This window comes from Paenibacillus sp. 23TSA30-6, from assembly GCF_014858585.1.
GTDB lineage: Bacteria > Bacillota > Bacilli > Paenibacillales > Paenibacillaceae > Paenibacillus.
This window is the reverse complement of record NZ_SLTL01000003.1, coordinates 19,963-37,754: the sequence shown is the minus strand read 5'-3', so window position 1 is coordinate 37,754 and position 17,792 is coordinate 19,963. Positions and strand designations below refer to the sequence as shown.

19 protein-coding genes are annotated in these 17,792 nt (G+C 47.7%); 9 read left to right on the top strand and 10 right to left on the bottom strand.

Annotated elements, in window-relative coordinates:
* Positions 1 to 15 precede the first annotated feature (15 nt).
* From E0698_RS03375 to E0698_RS03365, 3 genes are read right to left on the bottom strand one after another with little or no spacing between them, the layout of a single operon-like run.
* Positions 16 to 2,097, bottom strand: coding sequence for a peptidoglycan D,D-transpeptidase FtsI family protein (locus tag E0698_RS03375; RefSeq protein WP_192510598.1), 2,082 nt, complete (start codon positions 2,095 to 2,097; stop codon positions 16 to 18).
* A gap of 20 nt (positions 2,098 to 2,117) precedes the next feature.
* The gene (locus E0698_RS03370; RefSeq protein WP_192510597.1) at positions 2,118 to 3,269 is read right to left on the bottom strand and encodes a transglutaminase domain-containing protein; all 1,152 of its coding nucleotides are present in this window, start codon (positions 3,267 to 3,269) and stop codon (positions 2,118 to 2,120) included.
* 16 nt (positions 3,270 to 3,285) lie between these two features.
* Positions 3,286 to 3,771 carry a hypothetical protein gene (locus tag E0698_RS03365; protein ID WP_149094661.1) on the bottom strand — a complete coding sequence of 162 codons (486 nt, stop codon included), beginning with the start codon at positions 3,769 to 3,771 and terminating at the stop codon, positions 3,286 to 3,288.
* Between the two features lie 213 nt (positions 3,772 to 3,984).
* Here E0698_RS03365 and E0698_RS03360 point away from each other — a divergent pair, with 213 nt between their 5' ends.
* Positions 3,985 to 5,154, top strand: coding sequence for an MFS transporter (locus E0698_RS03360; RefSeq protein WP_192510596.1), 1,170 nt, complete (start codon positions 3,985 to 3,987; stop codon positions 5,152 to 5,154).
* A 410-nt stretch (positions 5,155 to 5,564) separates the two neighbouring features.
* Complete coding sequence (locus E0698_RS03355) at positions 5,565 to 5,906, top strand: toprim domain-containing protein (protein WP_192510595.1); 342 nt, start codon at positions 5,565 to 5,567, stop codon at positions 5,904 to 5,906.
* Between the two features lie 117 nt (positions 5,907 to 6,023).
* Here E0698_RS03355 and cyoE read toward each other — a convergent pair whose 3' ends face one another.
* Entirely contained in the window at positions 6,024 to 6,968 is a 945-nt protein-coding gene (cyoE, locus tag E0698_RS03350; protein WP_192510594.1) for a heme o synthase, read from the bottom strand.
* Positions 6,969 to 7,173: 205 nt separating this feature from the next.
* Between cyoE and E0698_RS03345 the strand changes: the two genes are divergently transcribed.
* Positions 7,174 to 8,157 carry a metal-dependent hydrolase gene (locus E0698_RS03345; protein WP_192510593.1) on the top strand — a complete coding sequence of 328 codons (984 nt, stop codon included), beginning with the start codon at positions 7,174 to 7,176 and terminating at the stop codon, positions 8,155 to 8,157.
* 262 nt (positions 8,158 to 8,419) lie between these two features.
* Here E0698_RS03345 and E0698_RS03340 read toward each other — a convergent pair whose 3' ends face one another.
* Positions 8,420 to 8,641, bottom strand: coding sequence for an alpha/beta-type small acid-soluble spore protein (locus E0698_RS03340; RefSeq protein ID WP_134912799.1), 222 nt, complete (start codon positions 8,639 to 8,641; stop codon positions 8,420 to 8,422).
* Between the two features lie 120 nt (positions 8,642 to 8,761).
* On the opposite strand from E0698_RS03340, the gene E0698_RS03335 reads away from it, so the two are divergent.
* Entirely contained in the window at positions 8,762 to 8,929 is a 168-nt protein-coding gene (locus E0698_RS03335; RefSeq protein WP_192510592.1) for a hypothetical protein, read from the top strand.
* 44 nt (positions 8,930 to 8,973) lie between these two features.
* Here the strand turns inward: E0698_RS03335 and trpS are convergent, their stop codons facing one another.
* The gene (gene trpS / locus E0698_RS03330; RefSeq protein ID WP_134912797.1) at positions 8,974 to 9,963 is read right to left on the bottom strand and encodes a tryptophan--tRNA ligase; all 990 of its coding nucleotides are present in this window, start codon (positions 9,961 to 9,963) and stop codon (positions 8,974 to 8,976) included.
* Positions 9,964 to 10,421: 458 nt separating this feature from the next.
* On the opposite strand from trpS, the gene E0698_RS03325 reads away from it, so the two are divergent.
* On the top strand, positions 10,422 to 11,387 hold the full coding sequence (locus tag E0698_RS03325; RefSeq protein ID WP_192510591.1) for an aldose 1-epimerase: 966 nt from the start codon (positions 10,422 to 10,424) through the stop codon (positions 11,385 to 11,387).
* A 90-nt stretch (positions 11,388 to 11,477) separates the two neighbouring features.
* Entirely contained in the window at positions 11,478 to 11,717 is a 240-nt protein-coding gene (locus E0698_RS03320) for an alpha/beta-type small acid-soluble spore protein (RefSeq protein ID WP_134912793.1), read from the top strand.
* A 126-nt stretch (positions 11,718 to 11,843) separates the two neighbouring features.
* Here the strand turns inward: E0698_RS03320 and E0698_RS03315 are convergent, their stop codons facing one another.
* Both E0698_RS03315 and E0698_RS03310 read right to left on the bottom strand, forming a co-directional pair.
* A complete protein-coding gene (locus tag E0698_RS03315) occupies positions 11,844 to 12,245 on the bottom strand; it encodes an O-methyltransferase (RefSeq protein WP_134912791.1) in 402 nt (133 codons plus the stop codon).
* Positions 12,246 to 12,504: 259 nt separating this feature from the next.
* Positions 12,505 to 14,292: a M3 family oligoendopeptidase gene (locus tag E0698_RS03310; protein ID WP_192510590.1), complete on the bottom strand. Its 1,788-nt coding sequence runs from the start codon at positions 14,290 to 14,292 to the stop codon at positions 12,505 to 12,507.
* Between the two features lie 97 nt (positions 14,293 to 14,389).
* Here E0698_RS03310 and E0698_RS03305 point away from each other — a divergent pair, with 97 nt between their 5' ends.
* Both E0698_RS03305 and E0698_RS26600 read left to right on the top strand, forming a co-directional pair.
* On the top strand, positions 14,390 to 14,560 hold the full coding sequence (locus E0698_RS03305; RefSeq protein ID WP_014277894.1) for a YycC family protein: 171 nt from the start codon (positions 14,390 to 14,392) through the stop codon (positions 14,558 to 14,560).
* The gene (locus E0698_RS26600) at positions 14,557 to 14,793 is read left to right on the top strand and encodes a hypothetical protein (protein ID WP_134912788.1); all 237 of its coding nucleotides are present in this window, start codon (positions 14,557 to 14,559) and stop codon (positions 14,791 to 14,793) included. The genes E0698_RS03305 and E0698_RS26600 overlap by 4 nt, the downstream gene beginning before the upstream one ends.
* A 90-nt stretch (positions 14,794 to 14,883) precedes the next feature.
* Here the strand turns inward: E0698_RS26600 and E0698_RS03300 are convergent, their stop codons facing one another.
* Together E0698_RS03300 and E0698_RS03295 are read right to left on the bottom strand one after the other, a co-directional pair.
* Positions 14,884 to 15,594 carry a DUF2225 domain-containing protein gene (locus E0698_RS03300; RefSeq protein ID WP_192510759.1) on the bottom strand — a complete coding sequence of 237 codons (711 nt, stop codon included), beginning with the start codon at positions 15,592 to 15,594 and terminating at the stop codon, positions 14,884 to 14,886.
* A 42-nt stretch (positions 15,595 to 15,636) separates the two neighbouring features.
* A complete protein-coding gene (locus tag E0698_RS03295; RefSeq protein WP_134912784.1) occupies positions 15,637 to 16,014 on the bottom strand; it encodes a globin domain-containing protein in 378 nt (125 codons plus the stop codon).
* A gap of 411 nt (positions 16,015 to 16,425) precedes the next feature.
* Between E0698_RS03295 and ylbJ the strand changes: the two genes are divergently transcribed.
* Positions 16,426 to 17,763, top strand: a complete 1,338-nt coding sequence (gene ylbJ / locus E0698_RS03290) for a sporulation integral membrane protein YlbJ (RefSeq protein ID WP_149094654.1) — start codon at positions 16,426 to 16,428, stop codon at positions 17,761 to 17,763.
* Positions 17,764 to 17,792: the final 29 nt, after the last annotated feature.

Below are 17,792 nucleotides of genomic sequence, written 5' to 3'. Positions count from 1 at the left end.
CTACGTAGTACATTATTATGGCTGTTTGACTGCACTTGAATCGGATGCTGTAGCATCCTTTTTCTTAGGTACTCCGTCCAACCCATAAACTTCATCATAGGCATCAAAGATTTTACGTGCCACAGGTCCCGCGCTCCAGGCCCCAAAGCCACCTTCCGGAATGACAACCGCTACAGCCAGTTTGGGATTCTGGCGGGGCGCAAAGGCAATAAATACCCCGTTATCCTTCAGTGTTCCGCCTACGCTTTGCTGTGATGTCCCCGTTTTACGAGCATAGTCGTAAGGGAAACCTTTAAATGCGCTGACATCTGTTGACATCCCGCGTATAACTTCATTCCAATAAGCATCCGGAAATTTCACTTCATTCAGTACCTTCGGCTTAATTGTTTGAACTACATTACCGTTGGTATCTTTAATTTGACTGACCAAATGTGGCTCCATCCGTTTGCCCTTGGTAGCAATCATCGTTGTGTATTGGGCAAGTTGCATAGGTGTATATTTACCTTGTTGACCAAAGGATGCATATGCCAATTTAGAAAGTGCTGACTCTGATTTACTCGTGTACTCCCGCCACCCCCGGAACTCACCGGGCAAGTCTACTCCAGTAGAAACACCTAATCCAAACTCCTTCATATAACGATCCCATACGTTAACACCCTGGTCTTCTGCGGCATTGTTGATGTATTTGTTATATAAGCGTTTGCCAACCATATCGACCATAAAGGCATTGGAGGAATGGCGAATAGCGGTTGCCGGGTCCATTGAACCGTACACATGACCAGATGAGTTGCGCACCCGTGAGGAGTTATTACGTCCGAAATAAGCCGCTCCTGTATCTTGATAGTACGTATTTGTTGTAAACAGTCCTTCTTCCAATCCAATAAGAACGGACAGCGGTTTAATAGTTGATCCGAGAAGTACAGTAGAATCAGGGTGCTGTCCAGATTGGCCAGAGCCAACGTTCTTAATTGTGGCGTTTTGATACACATGTTCAATCTCTTTATATTTATCTGTGGAAATTGTACCCGTTTGCCAGTAATTCGCATCATAATCCGGCATGCTCGCCATGGCTACCACATTACCAGTATCCACTTCCATTGCGACAGCAAAGCCTGTTTTCGCATAAGGATGAGTCCTGCCAGATACAGCGTGTGTATGGAGCCATCTCAATTGATCCATAATGGCATTTTCAGTCTTAACCTGAATTTCTTTGTTAATCGTTGAATAAATATTATTTCCTTTTTGCGGAGGAGTAACAGAATCTACACCCTCCGGCATATTGCGCGGATCAATTGGAACCGTTTTATAGCCATTTTTCCCCCGTAATTGTTCCTGATATTGATATTCCAGCCCATCAAAACCAACAGATTCGTTATCCATATAGATGAGTCCCGGATCATTTTCCGCTGACATGGATTTTTGAATATTTTTATATTTATCCAGGTTTTCACGCGCACTTTTATAGCTTTTAATGTAACCCACTGTTTGGACAGCCACCGTATCAGGATCATAATGACGTACAGTTTCCTCAACAACATCTAACCCTGGAAACTCACTCTTATGCTGCATGAAATAGGCAACTTCATCTTTATTAAGATTGGTTTTAATCAGGCGGGGCGTAAAACCGCTAAACCGTTGATAGTTCCGGTCCATAGCGTCCATAATTTGCGCTGCCGTCATTTTGGGCTCATCTTTATTGCCATATTCAGCAAACCGATTTGCCAGCTTTTGTGTCATATTCTCCAGCTCAGGCAACAGCTTTTTATCAGGATCACGCGATTTCTCCAAAAGGTCGCTGTAGTTTTTGGAGAGCGTGATATACAGCGATTGTACAGGTGTAGAATACGCCAGCCTGTTCTGCCCGGTTGCATCGTAAATCGTTCCGCGAATCGGCGTAAGCGGCACATTTTTGGTAACATTACTGGCCTCCTGCTGCTTGAGCTGAGGTCCATCTACGAATTGAAGTATCGCCAATCTTACAATAATGACTGTAAATATAATGAACGAGCTGAAAAAGAACAGATTGATCCGGAAGCTGAATCTTTTTCGGTCGGACGTCTCGTTGTCTTTTCCCTGCTCGTTGTCCATCTTTCTCATGTGCCCTTTTCCACTCCTTTTTAAATCACTTTATCCTTGATATGTGTCTGGGCAAAACCAGGCGGATTAAACCAGTCTCCACTCTGCGCCCAGGTCGGGTCTAACGGTATCCACTGATTCTGCCCACTCAAGTACACTTCATTCCAGGCATGTGAACCGTAGCCTCCCTGTCCGTTGTAGCCAAGCCCGGTCACCACCTTGACCTGAAGTCCCTGAGAACGGGCCATCACCGCATACAGACGGGCATAGTCAATGCAGACACCCTTGCGTGTATCAAACGTATCTCTGGGCGTCTGCTCATGCCAGTCACCACGCTGCTCATAGGCTTCTACTTTGCCGTAATCATAGCTAATACGTGTGCCTACCCACTGATACAGCGCTCTGGCTTTTTGTTCATCGCCGCTTGCACCCTGTGTAATCTTGGTCGCGGCCTGCTCAATATCGTTCGGAATATCCCGGTCAATCATTTCATATTTACGCTGCAAAATGCCGTTCAATTCCTTGGTGACGGCCTGCGTAAATACGGGCAGCTTATCCTTAATCAGCGTACCGGACAAAGGTTCAATGACCGATTGCGCCCCTTGTTTATAAATCGGTGAAGCCTGAACATAGCTGCTAAACCCGCTGTCCGGGTATAAACTTACACCTATAAACAGTAACGCTATGACCATCACAGCGCGTGCTCCACCGATAAGGGTACCAATCCCGGCCCCCGCCAGCCTGCTGAAAAAGCCCGATCTCTTTTCCTGCTCACGCAGAGAGGAATCCGATCTGCCACCCACCACCATCACATAAATCGCACGCAGCACAAATTGCGCAACAGCATAGCTGAGCATGAACAAGACGGCAAAACGCAGCAGCGGAAAGCCTTCAAGCCCTGCTACAAGCGTATAATAAAATTGCTCAATTCCGCTCAGTCCCCGTTGCGGCAAATGCTCCATATAAGCGGCCAGCCATTGCTGCACCTTCGGTGAAAGCCACATAGCCAACCCTAATGAGCACAAAATCCCGGCAACGGTCAGTATGCCATCCACAATGAGACCGAATAGCGCACCTACAGATCTGGAAGCTCCTCGCCGCCAGCCCTGTATTAACGAAAAAAGAACGATAGCGATCAAAAACACCGTCACGCCATTCCAATGAAGGACAGGCTCCAGCCAGGATGGTTTCATCATGCTCCCCCTGTCTTTACGGCGACTGCGGCGACTGTTGTGTTACAGCCGAGCCTTTCGCACTTTCGATATATTTCTTGACGGTGTCGCTCATACTCCACTCGCCCAGCGGCATGCCCTGAAACCATACCTTGACCTTATCGCCATCGAACGGACCTTTTACCTCCAGATTGGAGCTGGTTACCGAAAATGTACCGTCTCCGTTAGAGGTGTATTTCGCATCCCGTCCTTCCTTGATCATCATGTTCAGGGCCTCGCTCTGAAACTTGTTAATCGCATCATCCTTCGCTTGGGTAACCACCTTACCGACCTGATCAAAGGAAATACCGCTGTAGATCAGCAAGCCCACAACCACCACAATGACAATCAGCCATTTAACAAGGGTTCTCACAACCTTCAATATGACAAGCAATAGGACAAGCCCGATTAATATATACAGCCAGTTATCCTGAACGATCTGCCAATTTTGTTTTAAAAACTCTGTCCAGACGCTCTTATCCATTTCACTACACTCCCGTTTTCAACTGCATCTTTTGAATTGTAAAATCGTCTCTGTAATTATACATGATTACATAACTCCCTGTCAGCTTAGCTCTTTTCCGCCCCTTGTCCGCACAAAAAGGGTCTATGTTCGTCCACTCCAGCGTACAACTTAGAAAGAGCTAATGCCACATAGCAGCATAGAAAGTCCATTTAAGGAAAGGGGGTCATCCACTTGAAAACAGCCCTCTGGCTGTATCTGTTTTTGTTCATCGCTTTTTTTGATCTGCATGCACAATATCCTATTCTGACACCATTCGCCATCTCTCTGGGCGCAGCGCCCACCTTTATCGGCTGGATGCTGGGCATATACTCCCTGACTCATCTGCCCGGTAACTTAATGGCGGGGCCAAGAGTAGATAAACACGGCAGCCGCCGATATATTATGTTCAGCCTGACAGCCGCAGGGATCATCCTGATCATTCAGGCATACATTCATACGCCATGGGAGCTGCTTTTTCTTCGTGCAATCAGCGGCTTTGTGCTGGCTTTTTTGTCCCCGGCTTGCATGACTATGCTCGCCCAGCTATCCGATCACCCGGTTACGCAGGGTAAATATATGTCAGGACATGGCGTCGTTCACACGCTGGCCTCTGTCCTGTCTCCAGCGGCAGGCGCGTTCATTGTAGCCAGCTTTGGGTTTAGCGAAACCTTCCGTTCTCTGGGCATCATTCTCGTGGTCACAGGACTGATGGCTTATTTTACCTTGCCTAAAAAGGCACCTGCTCTCCAGGCTCAACTGTCTGATGGGCAAGTAGCACCCGCTCCATTGACCGGAGCGCAGCCGCTTTTACCATTCAATTGGCGCTACCTGCTTGTACCTTTTGTTTTGGCGTGCGCACAAGGCATTTTATTTTATGAAATCCCGTTACGCAACAATGGCACTGCGTCCATGATGTCCACGGGACTGCTCTTTTCCATTATCAGTCTGGGAGCGCTTTGCACACTCAGTCTACTTTTTCTGAACAAGTATTCACCGATGATCCGGCTGATTTGCGGCATCCTACTGATGTCTCTGAGCTTCTATGCCCTTGCCACCTTACCCGAATCCGTGATTGGAGTCGTACTCTTTATACTCGGAACAGCCAAAGGCATTACGTTTCCAGCCTTGGCCTCACTCTTTATACGGCTTGGAGGAGAAAGGTTGGGCAAAACCTTTGCACTGCAATCCATTGCCACGTCTATCGGCTCCTTTGCCGGACCAGTGCTTGCCGGGCAGCTCCCTGTTCATTTTTCACCTTTTTTTATCGCTTTTCTGATTTTAATGACCGGCTTGCTGTTCATTCCTATTCAGCGGTTATTCCCGACACCGCCGCTGTCTGCCCCAGGGCCGTATCATTCCTAGATCGCTTGAGATGCTCCCCCTTTAACGCCCAAAGTACCTTACAAGAAGGCGAATGCACAGTACCTAAAGCCCTTATCAACATAGACTGGTTTGACTGAACATTTATGTATGAAGGGAGGTGCATTCCGTGAGCCACTGTCATCCTGTGAGCCCTGTTTCTTGTGGTGGATTTGGGACTTCGACCGGCACCATTCTGGTTCTTTATATTCTACTCGTCATTATTCTCTGTACTTGCTGGATTTAATGTCTGAATTGCCCTAACATGCCGCCCTTGTACCCATGCCTGCCACTTCTGGCAGGCTGTTTTGTTGCTTTTTTGCATGAGAACCCTGTTTGGAGCTACACTATACACATATTCTTTCATTTCCCGGGGAATTTCGAGCACAGGCTTTAGGCAGGGGGTGACCAAGATGACGATTACCGTTATCGTTGAAGGGAAAAATGACCGCAGTAAACTTCGTCGTTTACTTGATCCCGAGGTTCATATCTTATGCACCTTCGGCACGCTAAACTCAGTAAAACTGGAGTCCCTCCGCAAGCAGGCCAAGCATGACGAAATATACTTGTTTATGGACAATGACAGCTCCGGCAAAAAAATACGTGGTGTGCTTGCCGACTCTTTTCCAGATGCGCTTCATATATATACCCGCAAAGGATACGCAGGAGTCGAAGGCACACCAGATGAATATGTGATCGCCCAATTGGAAAAAGCAGGATTGGAAGAGTATATTTTAAACCCGCCTGTTCTATAGTTCTGAGAACCCTAGTCATGAAAACCATCCACAAAAAAAGCTGTCCGCCAGGCAGCTTTTATGCCTGATGGACAGCTAAATGTTACACAGCAATAAAATTTTTAAAAATATCTTGTCTTAGAACTTGTGAACCGTATCCACGATCATCAGCAGAAAGCTGAGTGTCAGATGGTTAATGGAAAAGAAAAATACTTTTTTAGCCCAGGAATCCGTCTCTTCTTCTTTAATGGTAAAACCTTTAAAAGCATAAAATGCCCAGAGCACGGACAGCAATACGGAAACGATCATGAAAATCATGCCAGCATATCCATAAGCATACATCAGGATCGGTACCGGAATCAGCAACACGATATAAGGAATCATTTGAATTTTAGTACGCTGAATGCCTTTCACGACAGGCAACAACGGAAATCCTGCTGCGCGGTATTCTTCGACCCTGCGGATTGCAAGTGCCCAAAAATGAGGCGGCTGCCATAGGAACAAAAGAGCGAATAAGAGCCATGCGCCCAAGTCAATACGACCCGAAGCGGCCACATAGCCGATCACAGGAGGCATTGCGCCCGAAATACCGCCAATGGATGTACTCCATGTGGATGAGCGTTTCAGCCAAAGCGTGTAAATACCGACGTATACGAACATGCCGAGTATACCGAGCAATCCTGCCTTGACACCAGAAAAAGAGAACAAAACAGCCAGCCCGACAACACCCAAAATAATAGCGTATGACAACACCGTTGTGGGAGTCAAACGCCCTGTTGGCAGTGAGCGATTGCGTGTACGCTCCATTTTCAAATCCAGTTCACGATCAAAATAATTGTTAAAAACACAAGAAGACGCCATAACCAGCATTGTACCTAGCAACGTCAGAATCAGCTTTATATAGTCAACGTCCCATTGTGAAGCCAACCAAAAACCGCCAAATGCCGCAACCAGATTGGTGCGCAGAATACCTGGCTTGGTGACCGTTATAAAATCTTTCCATGTCCCAGCCTTACCGGGTGGTTTGGATTTAACCGAATAGGTAGCCGTATCTGAAGTAGCCTTATAACTAATATTATCCACTGTGAGTAACTCCCCCTTAGAGATGTATGAATTCGGGAGTAAGTTGAACTCCGATATAAATTTTATCATATAGTACCCGTAAAAAGTTTGACAGAAAACGCACAAAACGTTCACAATTTCGATGACGAATCGACCCTGCTGATCGTTTACAGTAAATTTGGGTAGTAATAAGTACAGGATTTAATACAAAAAAGGAGCGACAAATATGGATACAGCCACACACTTTGTCATGGGGATCGGATTGGCCGGGCTGGCCTACACCGATCCTGCCGTCGCCGCAGATCCAAAGTTGGCGGCAGTCATACTGCTGGCCACGGTCGTAGGGTCGCAGGCACCGGATTTTGACACCTTGCTGCGATTAAGAAACAATGCAGCCTACATCCGTAATCATCGTGGACTGTCGCACTCCATTCCCTTCTGGTTGATATGGATCTTGTCCATCACGGGATTAATTGCTCTTATTTTCAGGGATGTACCTGTCGGTCATGTCGCCCTGTGGGTCACGATTGCTGTCTGTCTGCACGTGTTTACAGATTTGTTCAATACGTACGGGACACAGGCATTTCGACCGTTTACGCCCAAGTGGATATCATGGAATATTATCCACATCTTTGATCCCTTTATATTCGGCACCCATGTTGCTGCTATTCTACTGTGGGTCACTGGACTGGTTTTACCAGCTCCCTTATTTATTACGTTGTACATCATTACAGGCCTGTACTATATTTGGCGTACCTGGAGTCATTTCCGTACCAGAAACGCGGTACGAGATATGGACCCCGAGCGCCAGCCGGACGATATCTATTATATCATTCCCACGGTTTCATGGAACCGGTGGCATGTGGTAAAAGCTCATCAGAATGGAAGTTATGACATTGGCGGACTGAACGGGAAGCATCTTTTTTGGACAAAACATGCGGTTCCGTCCACACATCCGGCCGTAGAAGCATCCAAATCCTACGGTGATGTGCAGGCATTCCGCTATTTTTCTTCCTTTGCTGTTGCGGAAGTGGAAGTGCTGGAATGGGGCTACATTGTTCGTTGGGCGGATGTTCGGTATCGGCACCGGAGACAATATCCGTTCGTGGCCGTGGTCGCCATGGATAAGCAGTTTGGACTGATCAACAGCTATATCGGCTGGCTTAGCCATGAAAAGATGCAGAAACGCCTCTCCCTGCATACGAATTAAAAAAGCATATTTGCAAGCAACGCAAACGACAAAAAACACAAGTCTCCCCTGACCCCCGGAGCTTGCTGTTTTTTTGTCGTTCATATAAAAATCCATCCCTCCATGAAATATCTACATGAAAGCGCCCTCTTGACGAAGCGGACCGGTGTGATTCACAATGGTCATAAGCCATGCACGCAAAAAATCCGGAGCATGATTGCTCCGGATTTTCTTCATCACAGTTGCTCATAATACAGCTTCCAAGATGGAGGGTTTATGTGTATTACTGCAAACGGCCACTGCCCGACAAGGATTGCTCTGCTTGTTGGACGAGCTTTTTCGTGATGTATCCCCCGAGAGAGCCTGTTTCGCGGGAAACGACGTTACCGAAGTAACCGTCTTGAGGGATTGTGATGCCGAGTTCTTGAGCGGCCTCATATTTTAATTGTTGTAAAGCGGCGTTGGCCTGCGGTACTTGCAGGTTGTTTGAACGACGTCTGCTCATATTTGAATCTCCTTTCAGTTCTTTGTGAGTGAGGTTCATTGCAAGCTTGCAAGATTATTATGGCTCGCTTACACCTGCTTATTCCTAAAATTCAACATTCGAACGCTGGAGGTTTTTCCCATGAGCAAAGGTCTATCATTGTGGTTCGCCGTTTCATCCATTGTCCTGCTGACGGCAGCCGCCATATCCATCAGTTATTCCGCTTGGCTTGCCATTTTACTGGGCGTTCTCTCTGTCGGCAACATCGGCTGGGGCTTTGTTGTTAAGGCCAGACAACGTCGCTCCTGAGACATTTCTGTTAAACGGCTGATTGCGTTGGCCTGCGGTTTGTCTTAGCGCTTGCGGGGCAGAAACCCCATACGTTCTTTGACCGCAGCCAGCGTGATTTCAGCCGCTTCTTGCGCCCGCTCTGCGGATTGGGCCAAAATGCGTCCAATTTCACCGGACTCCCGAATGTCACGATAACGCTGTTGAATAGGCTCCAGGGTGGCTACAACCGCCTCTGCCAGCTCTTTTTTGAACGTACCGTACATTTGACCTTCATAACGATTCTGCACTTCCTGAAGCGACAGACCCGTACACTGGCTGTAAATTCCCATCAGATTGCTGATCTCCGGTTTGCCTGCCGGATCATATTTAACCTCACTGCCAGAATCAGTGGTAGCGCGACTGATTTTCTTGCGAATGACTTTCGGTTCATCCAGCAGAGCAATATAGCTGCCCGCATTCGGATTGCTTTTGCTCATTTTTTTGGAGGCATCATCCAATGACATAATTCGTGCGCCCACCTCAGGGATATACGGCTCGGGAACAGTGAAATAATCTCCATAACGATGATTGAAACGACCTGCCAAATCGCGCGTCAGCTCCAGATGCTGCTTCTGATCGTCACCTACAGGAACCAAATCCGCATTGTAAAGCAAAATGTCAGCTGCCATCAGCGCTGGATATACGAACAATCCCGCACCTACCGAGTCCTTACCCTCCGATTTGTCCTTGAACTGGGTCATGCGTTCCAACTCGCCCATATTGGTCAGGGTTGTCATCAACCATCCCAGTTCCGCATGCTGAGGTACATGGGACTGTAAAAAGACGTTGGATTGCTCGGGGTTAATACCTGCTGCAATAAATAATGCCGCCACGGCCTCCGACTGTTCACGTAATTGAGCCGGTTCCTGGGGCACCGTAATGGCATGAAGGTCTACGACCATAAAGTAACAGCGATGATCCTCTTGCAACTTGACAAAGTTTTTCATTGCACCAATATAATTGCCTAAAGTAAGCTGTCCGCTGGGCTGAATGCCTGAAAGCACCGTTTTCATATTCATCATTCCTCCTGAAATTTATTTAAATAATTGAACGCAAAAAGGCCCCGCATCCTCAAGGGACGCGAGACCGTGGTACCACCCTTATTCATTGCCTTCAGCCTGTTACTTGTCGGAGTCATGCTCCGTGGCTGCCTGCAATCTTATAGCTCCGTTAACGGGGAGCAATCGGCCGTCATACTGAGGAAGAATGCTTCCTGTTCTGTGCGGCACTCCAAGGTCCATTCAGCAGTGCAGGCTCACCGGTTCGCATCTACCACCGGCTTTCTGAAGAGCGTATGCGAAGGCTTACTTGTCCTCATCATCGCGTTATCCATGTCATTACATCGTAAACTACATTTATGATAATTCCGCATCCTGTAATTGTCAAATGACGATTGTACCCTGCGAGCAAAAATCTGTTATCATAATGACACGAAGCTTCAACCGATTATAGTGGACAAAGGAGCATGGATATGAAACAAGTGACCAAAGAACATTGGAATGGTTACGACACGTATGTTTTACATAGCCCTGAGCTGGAAGTTACGATGATCCCCCGTCTCGGGAATAATATTATCTCGGTGCGTGATCTGAAGCTGGATCGGGATATCGTACGGCGTCCTGGCGAGGAAGAACTGGCCTTTTATTTGCAAAAGCCGTATCATTTTGGCTTGCCGATTCTGATCCCTCCCGGCCGAATCCGCAAAGGACAATTCGAGTTTGACGGTGTTCCCTATCAGTTTGATCGGAATACGGCCAACGACAATCATATACATGGGCTGCATCGAAATCAATCCTGGCGTTGCAGTGATATTGAAGAAGATGAGGAAGGTTGCAGCGTGACCACCGAGCTGTTGACGGAAAGTGATCCGCACTGGATGGGGCAGTTTCCTATTCCCCTACGGCTGGAGATGACTTACCGCTTGCAGGGACCTGTATTGAGTCAAACGCTGCGTGTAACGAATCTGGGTGACAAAGCAGCCCCATTCGGCTTGGGATATCACACCTGGTTTATGGTAGACGGAGAGCCTGAACGCTGGCGTCTGAAGCTGCCTGTGAACGGGGTATATGAGCAAGACGCTGAACAGCTCCCAACAGGTACAATTACCCCTTTGAATGACTTGGAGCCGCTCTCTACGGGACTTTCCCTGAAAGGAACGAATCTGGATACGCTGCTGCGAGCATCGGAAGGACCTGCTGAGGCCCTGTTGACCCGTGATGACGGTTATCAGATACGCTACACGGCGGATGAACAATACTTTAAGTATTGGGTGTTGTATACCAAGGGTGAATGCGATCAGTATCTTTGCATCGAGCCTTATACCTGGCTGTCTGATGCACCCAATTTACACGATCCTGTGGGGACAGGCGGACTGATTCGTCTGGAGCCTCAGCAATCCATTAACCTGAAAACTCAGATTCATATGATATATCCGTAATTTCCCTCTATTCATTTTCCTTCCTTCGGCGCATATTTTCATAACTCTGTCGCATAATAACCTCATCACAGCCGAAGGAGGTGACTACACATGGCTAATGGATCTAATCAAGGCAGAGGACGCCGCAGTAACAACCTGGTCGTACCTCAAGCCACCAACGCACTGCAACAATTGAAATATGAAGCAGCACAAGAACTGGGCATCACCATTCCGGCAGACGGTTATTATGGTGACATGCCATCCCGTGAGGCTGGTTCTCTGGGAGGTTATATCACTAAACGCTTGGTACAGCTGGCCGAACAGCAATTATCTGGACGTTCAGGTCAATAAGCGTCATTATTCCACATGTTGCATTCCGTTCATCGCATTTAACCAAAATGCGGTAGGGCGGGCATATAACAAAGGCGGTCTTCCCCAGGAAGGCCGCCCTTTTTCTTTACCCTTTTCTATGGATGATTATTCCGATTTAGCCGCTCGGTATGTAGGCTTGTTATAACGGATCATGAGATTCGCCATGTTATAGTTCGATTCCAGCGTAGCATCCACCAGAATGGTTCCCTGTCTGACGGCAAAATCGAAAGCAATTTCGCCATGAGTCCAACTCCGCTTGTGATTTAGTGTATCCAGCGCCATACGACGGAAGTCCGCCCGATGATCTACAGACAGTCCCGGCTCCACCGCTCCAAATGTACCTCCTTTGCCTGCAATCGGATTATGACGGATACCAAATTTCCCAACCACGTTGTTACGTATTTGTACAAATACAGTTCCTGACGACAAACCCGCCAGTTCATCATCCAGTTCTTTAAAAACGATATCCATCTGCCTTACTAACGACAATTGACCTACTTCATCCATTATAAAAATCCCCCTATATACCTGTTTCAAAACCATTAATAGGTCTTATGACTCAATTATATGCGAAACTTTTTAACGTTACAATCATAAACAACATAAATGGGCATTTATAACTAATTTCTAAGTATATCCATCAATTTAAATTTCGCCAACAGGTAATACCAACGCTTATTCGACACATTACGACTTTATTCCTCATCTTCTGCAAGAATCGCAAAAAAGGCCTCCTTCGTGGGAGACCTGATTTGGAGTATATCCGTTATTCCGTCATTTGCAAAAATTGCTCAACATCCTGAATGGTGACTTGCGCGGCATTACGCCAGAAGTCTGCCTGTGTTAAATCGGTTCCCAGATGCTTGGAGGCCAACTCTTCCACCGTCATGCGACCTGTATCACGCAGCAAAGCATCATATTGATCGGCAAAGCCGTCGGCATTTTTCTTCGCAAAAGCGTAAATCCCGGCACTGAACATGTACCCAAATGTATATGGGAAGTTGTAGAATGGAGTGTTCGTAATATAGAAATGCAGCTTGGAGGCCCAAAAATGAGGGTGAGCCTCATCCAAAACACCGCTGAACGCTTCACGCTGTGCTTGTTCCATCAATTCGCCCAGTTGATGTGCTCCTACGACCCCTTTTTTCCGCAGCTCGTAAAAACGGGTTTCAAACAGGAAGCGGGCATGGATATTCATGAAAAAGGCTACGCCGCGCTGAATTTTATCCTCCAGCAATGCTACCTTCTCCTGACCCTCGGCAGCCTCCAGCAAAGCATCCGATACAATTAGTTCTGCCAGCGTGGAAGCCGTCTCGGCTACGTTCATCGCATAATTTTGATTCAATGGATGCATTTCATTCATCACATGCTGATGATAACCGTGTCCAAGCTCATGGGCCAGTGTCGAAACGTTGGAAGGCGATCCGGCATAGGTCATGAAAATACGGGTCTCTTTGCTAAGACGTAGGGAAGTACAGAATCCACCAGGACGTTTCCCCGGACGATCCTCTGCTTCGATCCAGCTTTTCTCAAAAGCCATTTGAGCAAAATCAGCCATTCTTGGACTGAATTTACCGAATTGCTCAACAATGGTGACGGCTGCATCGTCGTATGGGATTTTAGTAGTAGACGTTCCCAGCGGGGCTTCAACGTCATGCCAAGACAGTTTCTCCAAGCCCAGCAGCTTCGCCTTCCGCTCGAGATATTTAACCAGTACAGGCTTCGTTTCGTTAATGACCTGCCACATCGTATCCAGTGTCTGTGCCGACATGCGGCTGATTTCCAGCGGCTCCTTGAGAACATCCGTCCAGCCCCGGTTTTCATACAGCTTGAGGCGAAAGCCTGCCAGATGGTTCAGCGTATCTGCACAATAGTCCTCCACCTTGGTCCATGCTTCTTCCCAACGTGTGAACACTTCTTGACGCACACTACGATCTGGTTCATCCAGCTTGTTGGCAGCCTGCCCTACGGACAGATTTACGATTTCTCCATTCTCAGGAACAGGGATAGTCATATTTTTGACAATCGTGTCATAAAAATCCCCCCAACCGTGGTAGCCGTCCACAGCCAAATCCAATGCGAGACTTTCCAGCTCAGGTGCCATTTTCTCACGAGCTTCGTTCCGGTATTCATTCAGGACAAAAGAGATCGGCTTAATCGCTTCCCGGTCCATCCACTTCTGCCAAATGTCTTCACTCGTCTGTGCCAGCAGGTTTTGGAAGGATACCAAAGTACTTTTCCCCTGTGCATACAGCGTATTTATGCGTGCGCCCAGTTCAACAGCCTGCTTGTCATGTTGGTTTTGAGCAGTTAGACAGGAAACAAAAGAACCGGCTTGCGATGCTCCGTTAAACAGCTCCTGTATAGCATTCAGCACACTATCCAGACGCTCGGTATCCAATACCGTTTGCGGTACTTTGGCTGATTTAAGCTGAGACTGCAATTGTTGAACCTTGCTCTCCAGCTCCTCCAAAAATGCTTTAAATGAGGGAGAGGAAGACCCCCCACTAAATATGGATTCCAAATCCCATGTTTGCTTCAACGGTGTTTTCATAGCAGTTCCACCTTTCTTTTTGGCGAATTCATGTGGTTTCATATACAATAAAGCTACATCGTGATGGTAAAATCACTACAATTAGGAGGAATACAGGATGAGACCTTTACAAATTTCGCCGGAAACGGCTGTGAAATTATCCGAAAAGCTCGGCATTCCGCTGGAACATCTCATGCATACACCCCAGCATATTTTGATGCAAAAACTGGCCGAACTGGCCAAAGAAGAAACCGCTGACCCGAACGGCGGTGAATCGGACAAATCATGATTCCTTTTCACAAAACCTGGCCTTATGACATTGTCATGGGAGACGTTTATGTACAATCCTGTCCGTTTTGCGACCATGAGAACGTCCTGCTACCCCTAAAGCCCAAAGAGCTTAAGCTCATACATGAAGGGATGAAAAAGCTGCTTGTGTTTCCATGCTGCCACAGCAGGATTACTTTGGTAGATTGTGACAACGATTATTTGCTGTCAGATACCACCCTGCGCCATCATTAATTCATGAGGCAATTTAGAGAAAGGTAGCCATTGTTGATAAACAAGGTGTGAACCATGAGCCTGAACCGGCCATAGTGCACACCTTTTTTATCAGGAGGTGCTTGCGTTCTGCATTTCCTCCGGCAACTGAATATCCTTAGCGAGCATTTGCTCTCTCAATACAGCCCATTGTTCACGGGAAGCCCGGATCATAGCCGCATCCATAATATTCTTGTCATTAATGACACGTGAAAACCAGCGTACCGCTTCGTTAAAGTTGCCTGTACGTCGATGCAATTCTCCAATCAGATAGAGAAGCTTGGCATTATTCGCCCCGACACCCTCCAGCTCATAGACCCGAATATAGGAGTCCAGACTAAACTTTAGAAACCGTAGCTCCTGCTCCTCGTCCCCCTGGTATCGGTACATCCACGCGATATGCTGTAACAGGCTGGCTATCACCCGTTCCTTTTCCCCGATGACCTGCGCACACAGTAAACCCAGCTTATACGTTTCCAACGCCTCTTCCCAGTTGCGATGTCCGTCATATTCCCGGGATTGCCACCGATTACCAATTTTGTCCTTAAACAGCTTGTTCTGCTGATCGCTTAACTGAACGGTAGAATGCTCTGTCGAGGTAAATCCGCAATGAGGACAAACTCGTACGACATAAAAATCGGGATTTTCATTCTTGTAATACGCGCAGAAGTCTGAATCCGTACGAATTGCCTTCTTTAGGCTCGGTCTGACACGAGATGTCTGAAATTCTTCTTCACAAAACGGACAAGAGATTTTAATCTGATATAACGGTTCAATTTCCAATGTTTTTACAACCCTCTCCAAAATTCGGCAATCCCCGCAAGCTTACGGGGTATTTACAAAATGATGCGCAGGACCGGACAAACGATTAAGTATAAATGAACGAAGCGGCTCCTCAATGCCCGCATCCGTTAACGCACCCGCCATACAGGACAGCCACGCCTCTGCTCGTTCTTCAGTTACGGGAAACTTCATATGCCGGGCACGTAACATCGGGTGACCATAAGCATCTGAAAACAGGGACGGTCCGCCAAAAAACTGGCTCAGGAACATATACTGTCTTTCCTTCACCGACTCTATGCCTTCAGGAAACAGCGGACTTAACAACGGATCTTTATAAACTCTCGGGTAGAAGGCCTCAATAATAGCACGAACACCCTCCGCACCCCCAAGATTGTCATAAATGCTCAGGCTAGGATTCACTTTTCCCCCAACTTTCTGTGCTATGGAAATAAATATACACCCGTATTATAACAAAAAACAAAAAATGACGCTAAGAATAAGCGTCATTTATCATTTCACATATACAGACAGGCTTGCACGACTTGCAAACAGCCTGCCATTCTACGAATACAGCTAATAACTCCGCCAATCCTCTTCACCGGGATGGACGAGAGAGGCACGAATGACATACACAAAAGCACACACGAGTAGACCGGCAACGATGCTCATCCTGATCACTCCATCCTTAAGGTTATGGATCGTTGTTTTTTTAATTTTAACATAATCTTTACAAAAATACAGTATTTCATGCAAACGCTTTCTCGTTTTTTTGGTACTCTTTGTCCATCCTCGTCATAGGAATAGTAGTAGAACTCCAAAGGAGGGACCTCTATGCCGCTGTACCGCCGTTACTCGCTCCCTTTGCTTATTCTTATGCTGCTATTCCTATTTATACTTATGGCGGCGCACCCGCAATCTTCTCTAAATGCCGGACTTCGTGGTCTGGCCATTTGGTGGGACGTGCTGTTCCCGTCCTTATTCCCGTTTTTCGTTATTTCCGAGCTGCTGCTCGGTTTTGGCATCGTCCATTTTATAGGTGCGCTGCTGGACCCGCTCATGCAACCTTTGTTCCGTGTGCCCGGTTGTGGAGGCTTTGTCGCCGCTGTCAGTTGTGCATCTGGCTACCCGATTGGAGCCAAATTAACGGCCAAGCTGTGGGAGCAAAAATGGATCACCCGCATCGAAGGAGAACGGCTGGTCGCCTTTACAACCTCTTCTGATCCGATATTCCTGATCGGTGCCGTTTCCGTCGGGTTCTTCCATCAGCCTGAAATTGCAGTCGTGCTGGGTGCTGCCCATTATGGTGGCGTGCTGATCATCGGCCTGCTCATGCGCTTCCACGGCTCCGGTTCGGGGAACGCTGATACTCACGGCAAGCGTCCCCAGTCTGCTGCAACCGAAGCAGGCGGCCACACCGGGCAGCCTACACCAGCATCCCTCACTGTCGCTCCAAATGCCAAGTCAGACACGTCCTCTGTTCAGCAACGCGGACGACTGCGCCAAGCGATATATGCCATGCATACAGCGCGCCTGGAAGATGGCCGTCCATTTGGCGAGTTGCTGCGTCAAGCTATTGCTTCCTCCCTCCGTCTTATTATTGTCGTAGGAGGACTGGTTGTATTCTTCTGCGTCATTCTGGAAGCTTTAACGAACTCCGGTTTAATGAGCGGGCTTCGCCTGCTTACAGCAAGCTTATTGTCCGCCTGCGGCCTTCCCCCTACGTTAACAGATTCCATTGTAGGCGGTATCTTCGAAGTCACTTTAGGGGCACAAGCCGCTGGTGAAGCCACAGGAGCTGCTTTGCCGTTCAAGGTAGCCGCAGCAGCCTTTGTTCTCTCCTGGGGCGGACTATCGGTTCATGCGCAGGTCGCGAGTATTTTGAATACAACGAATCTCCGGTACCTGCCTTTTTTGCTAGCCCGCGCTGCGCACGGCATCATCTCTGCTCTGCTGGCTCTCGTGCTATGGCGTCCGCTCATGGGACAGGGAAGCTCGCCAGTCTTTTCTCCGATACACGATATCACCTGGTCTCCCGGCTTCTCATCCACTGTGTTGTGGCAAAGCCTGCTATTCCTCACTTGCCTGCTGATAGCCATGCTCTGTCTCTCTTGGTTGAGTGCAGGCACAAGCCGCTTATTCGCACGTCTAAGGGGAGCGTCCAGGCAATGAACGATTGTGTTCTTGCTCATAATTGATTA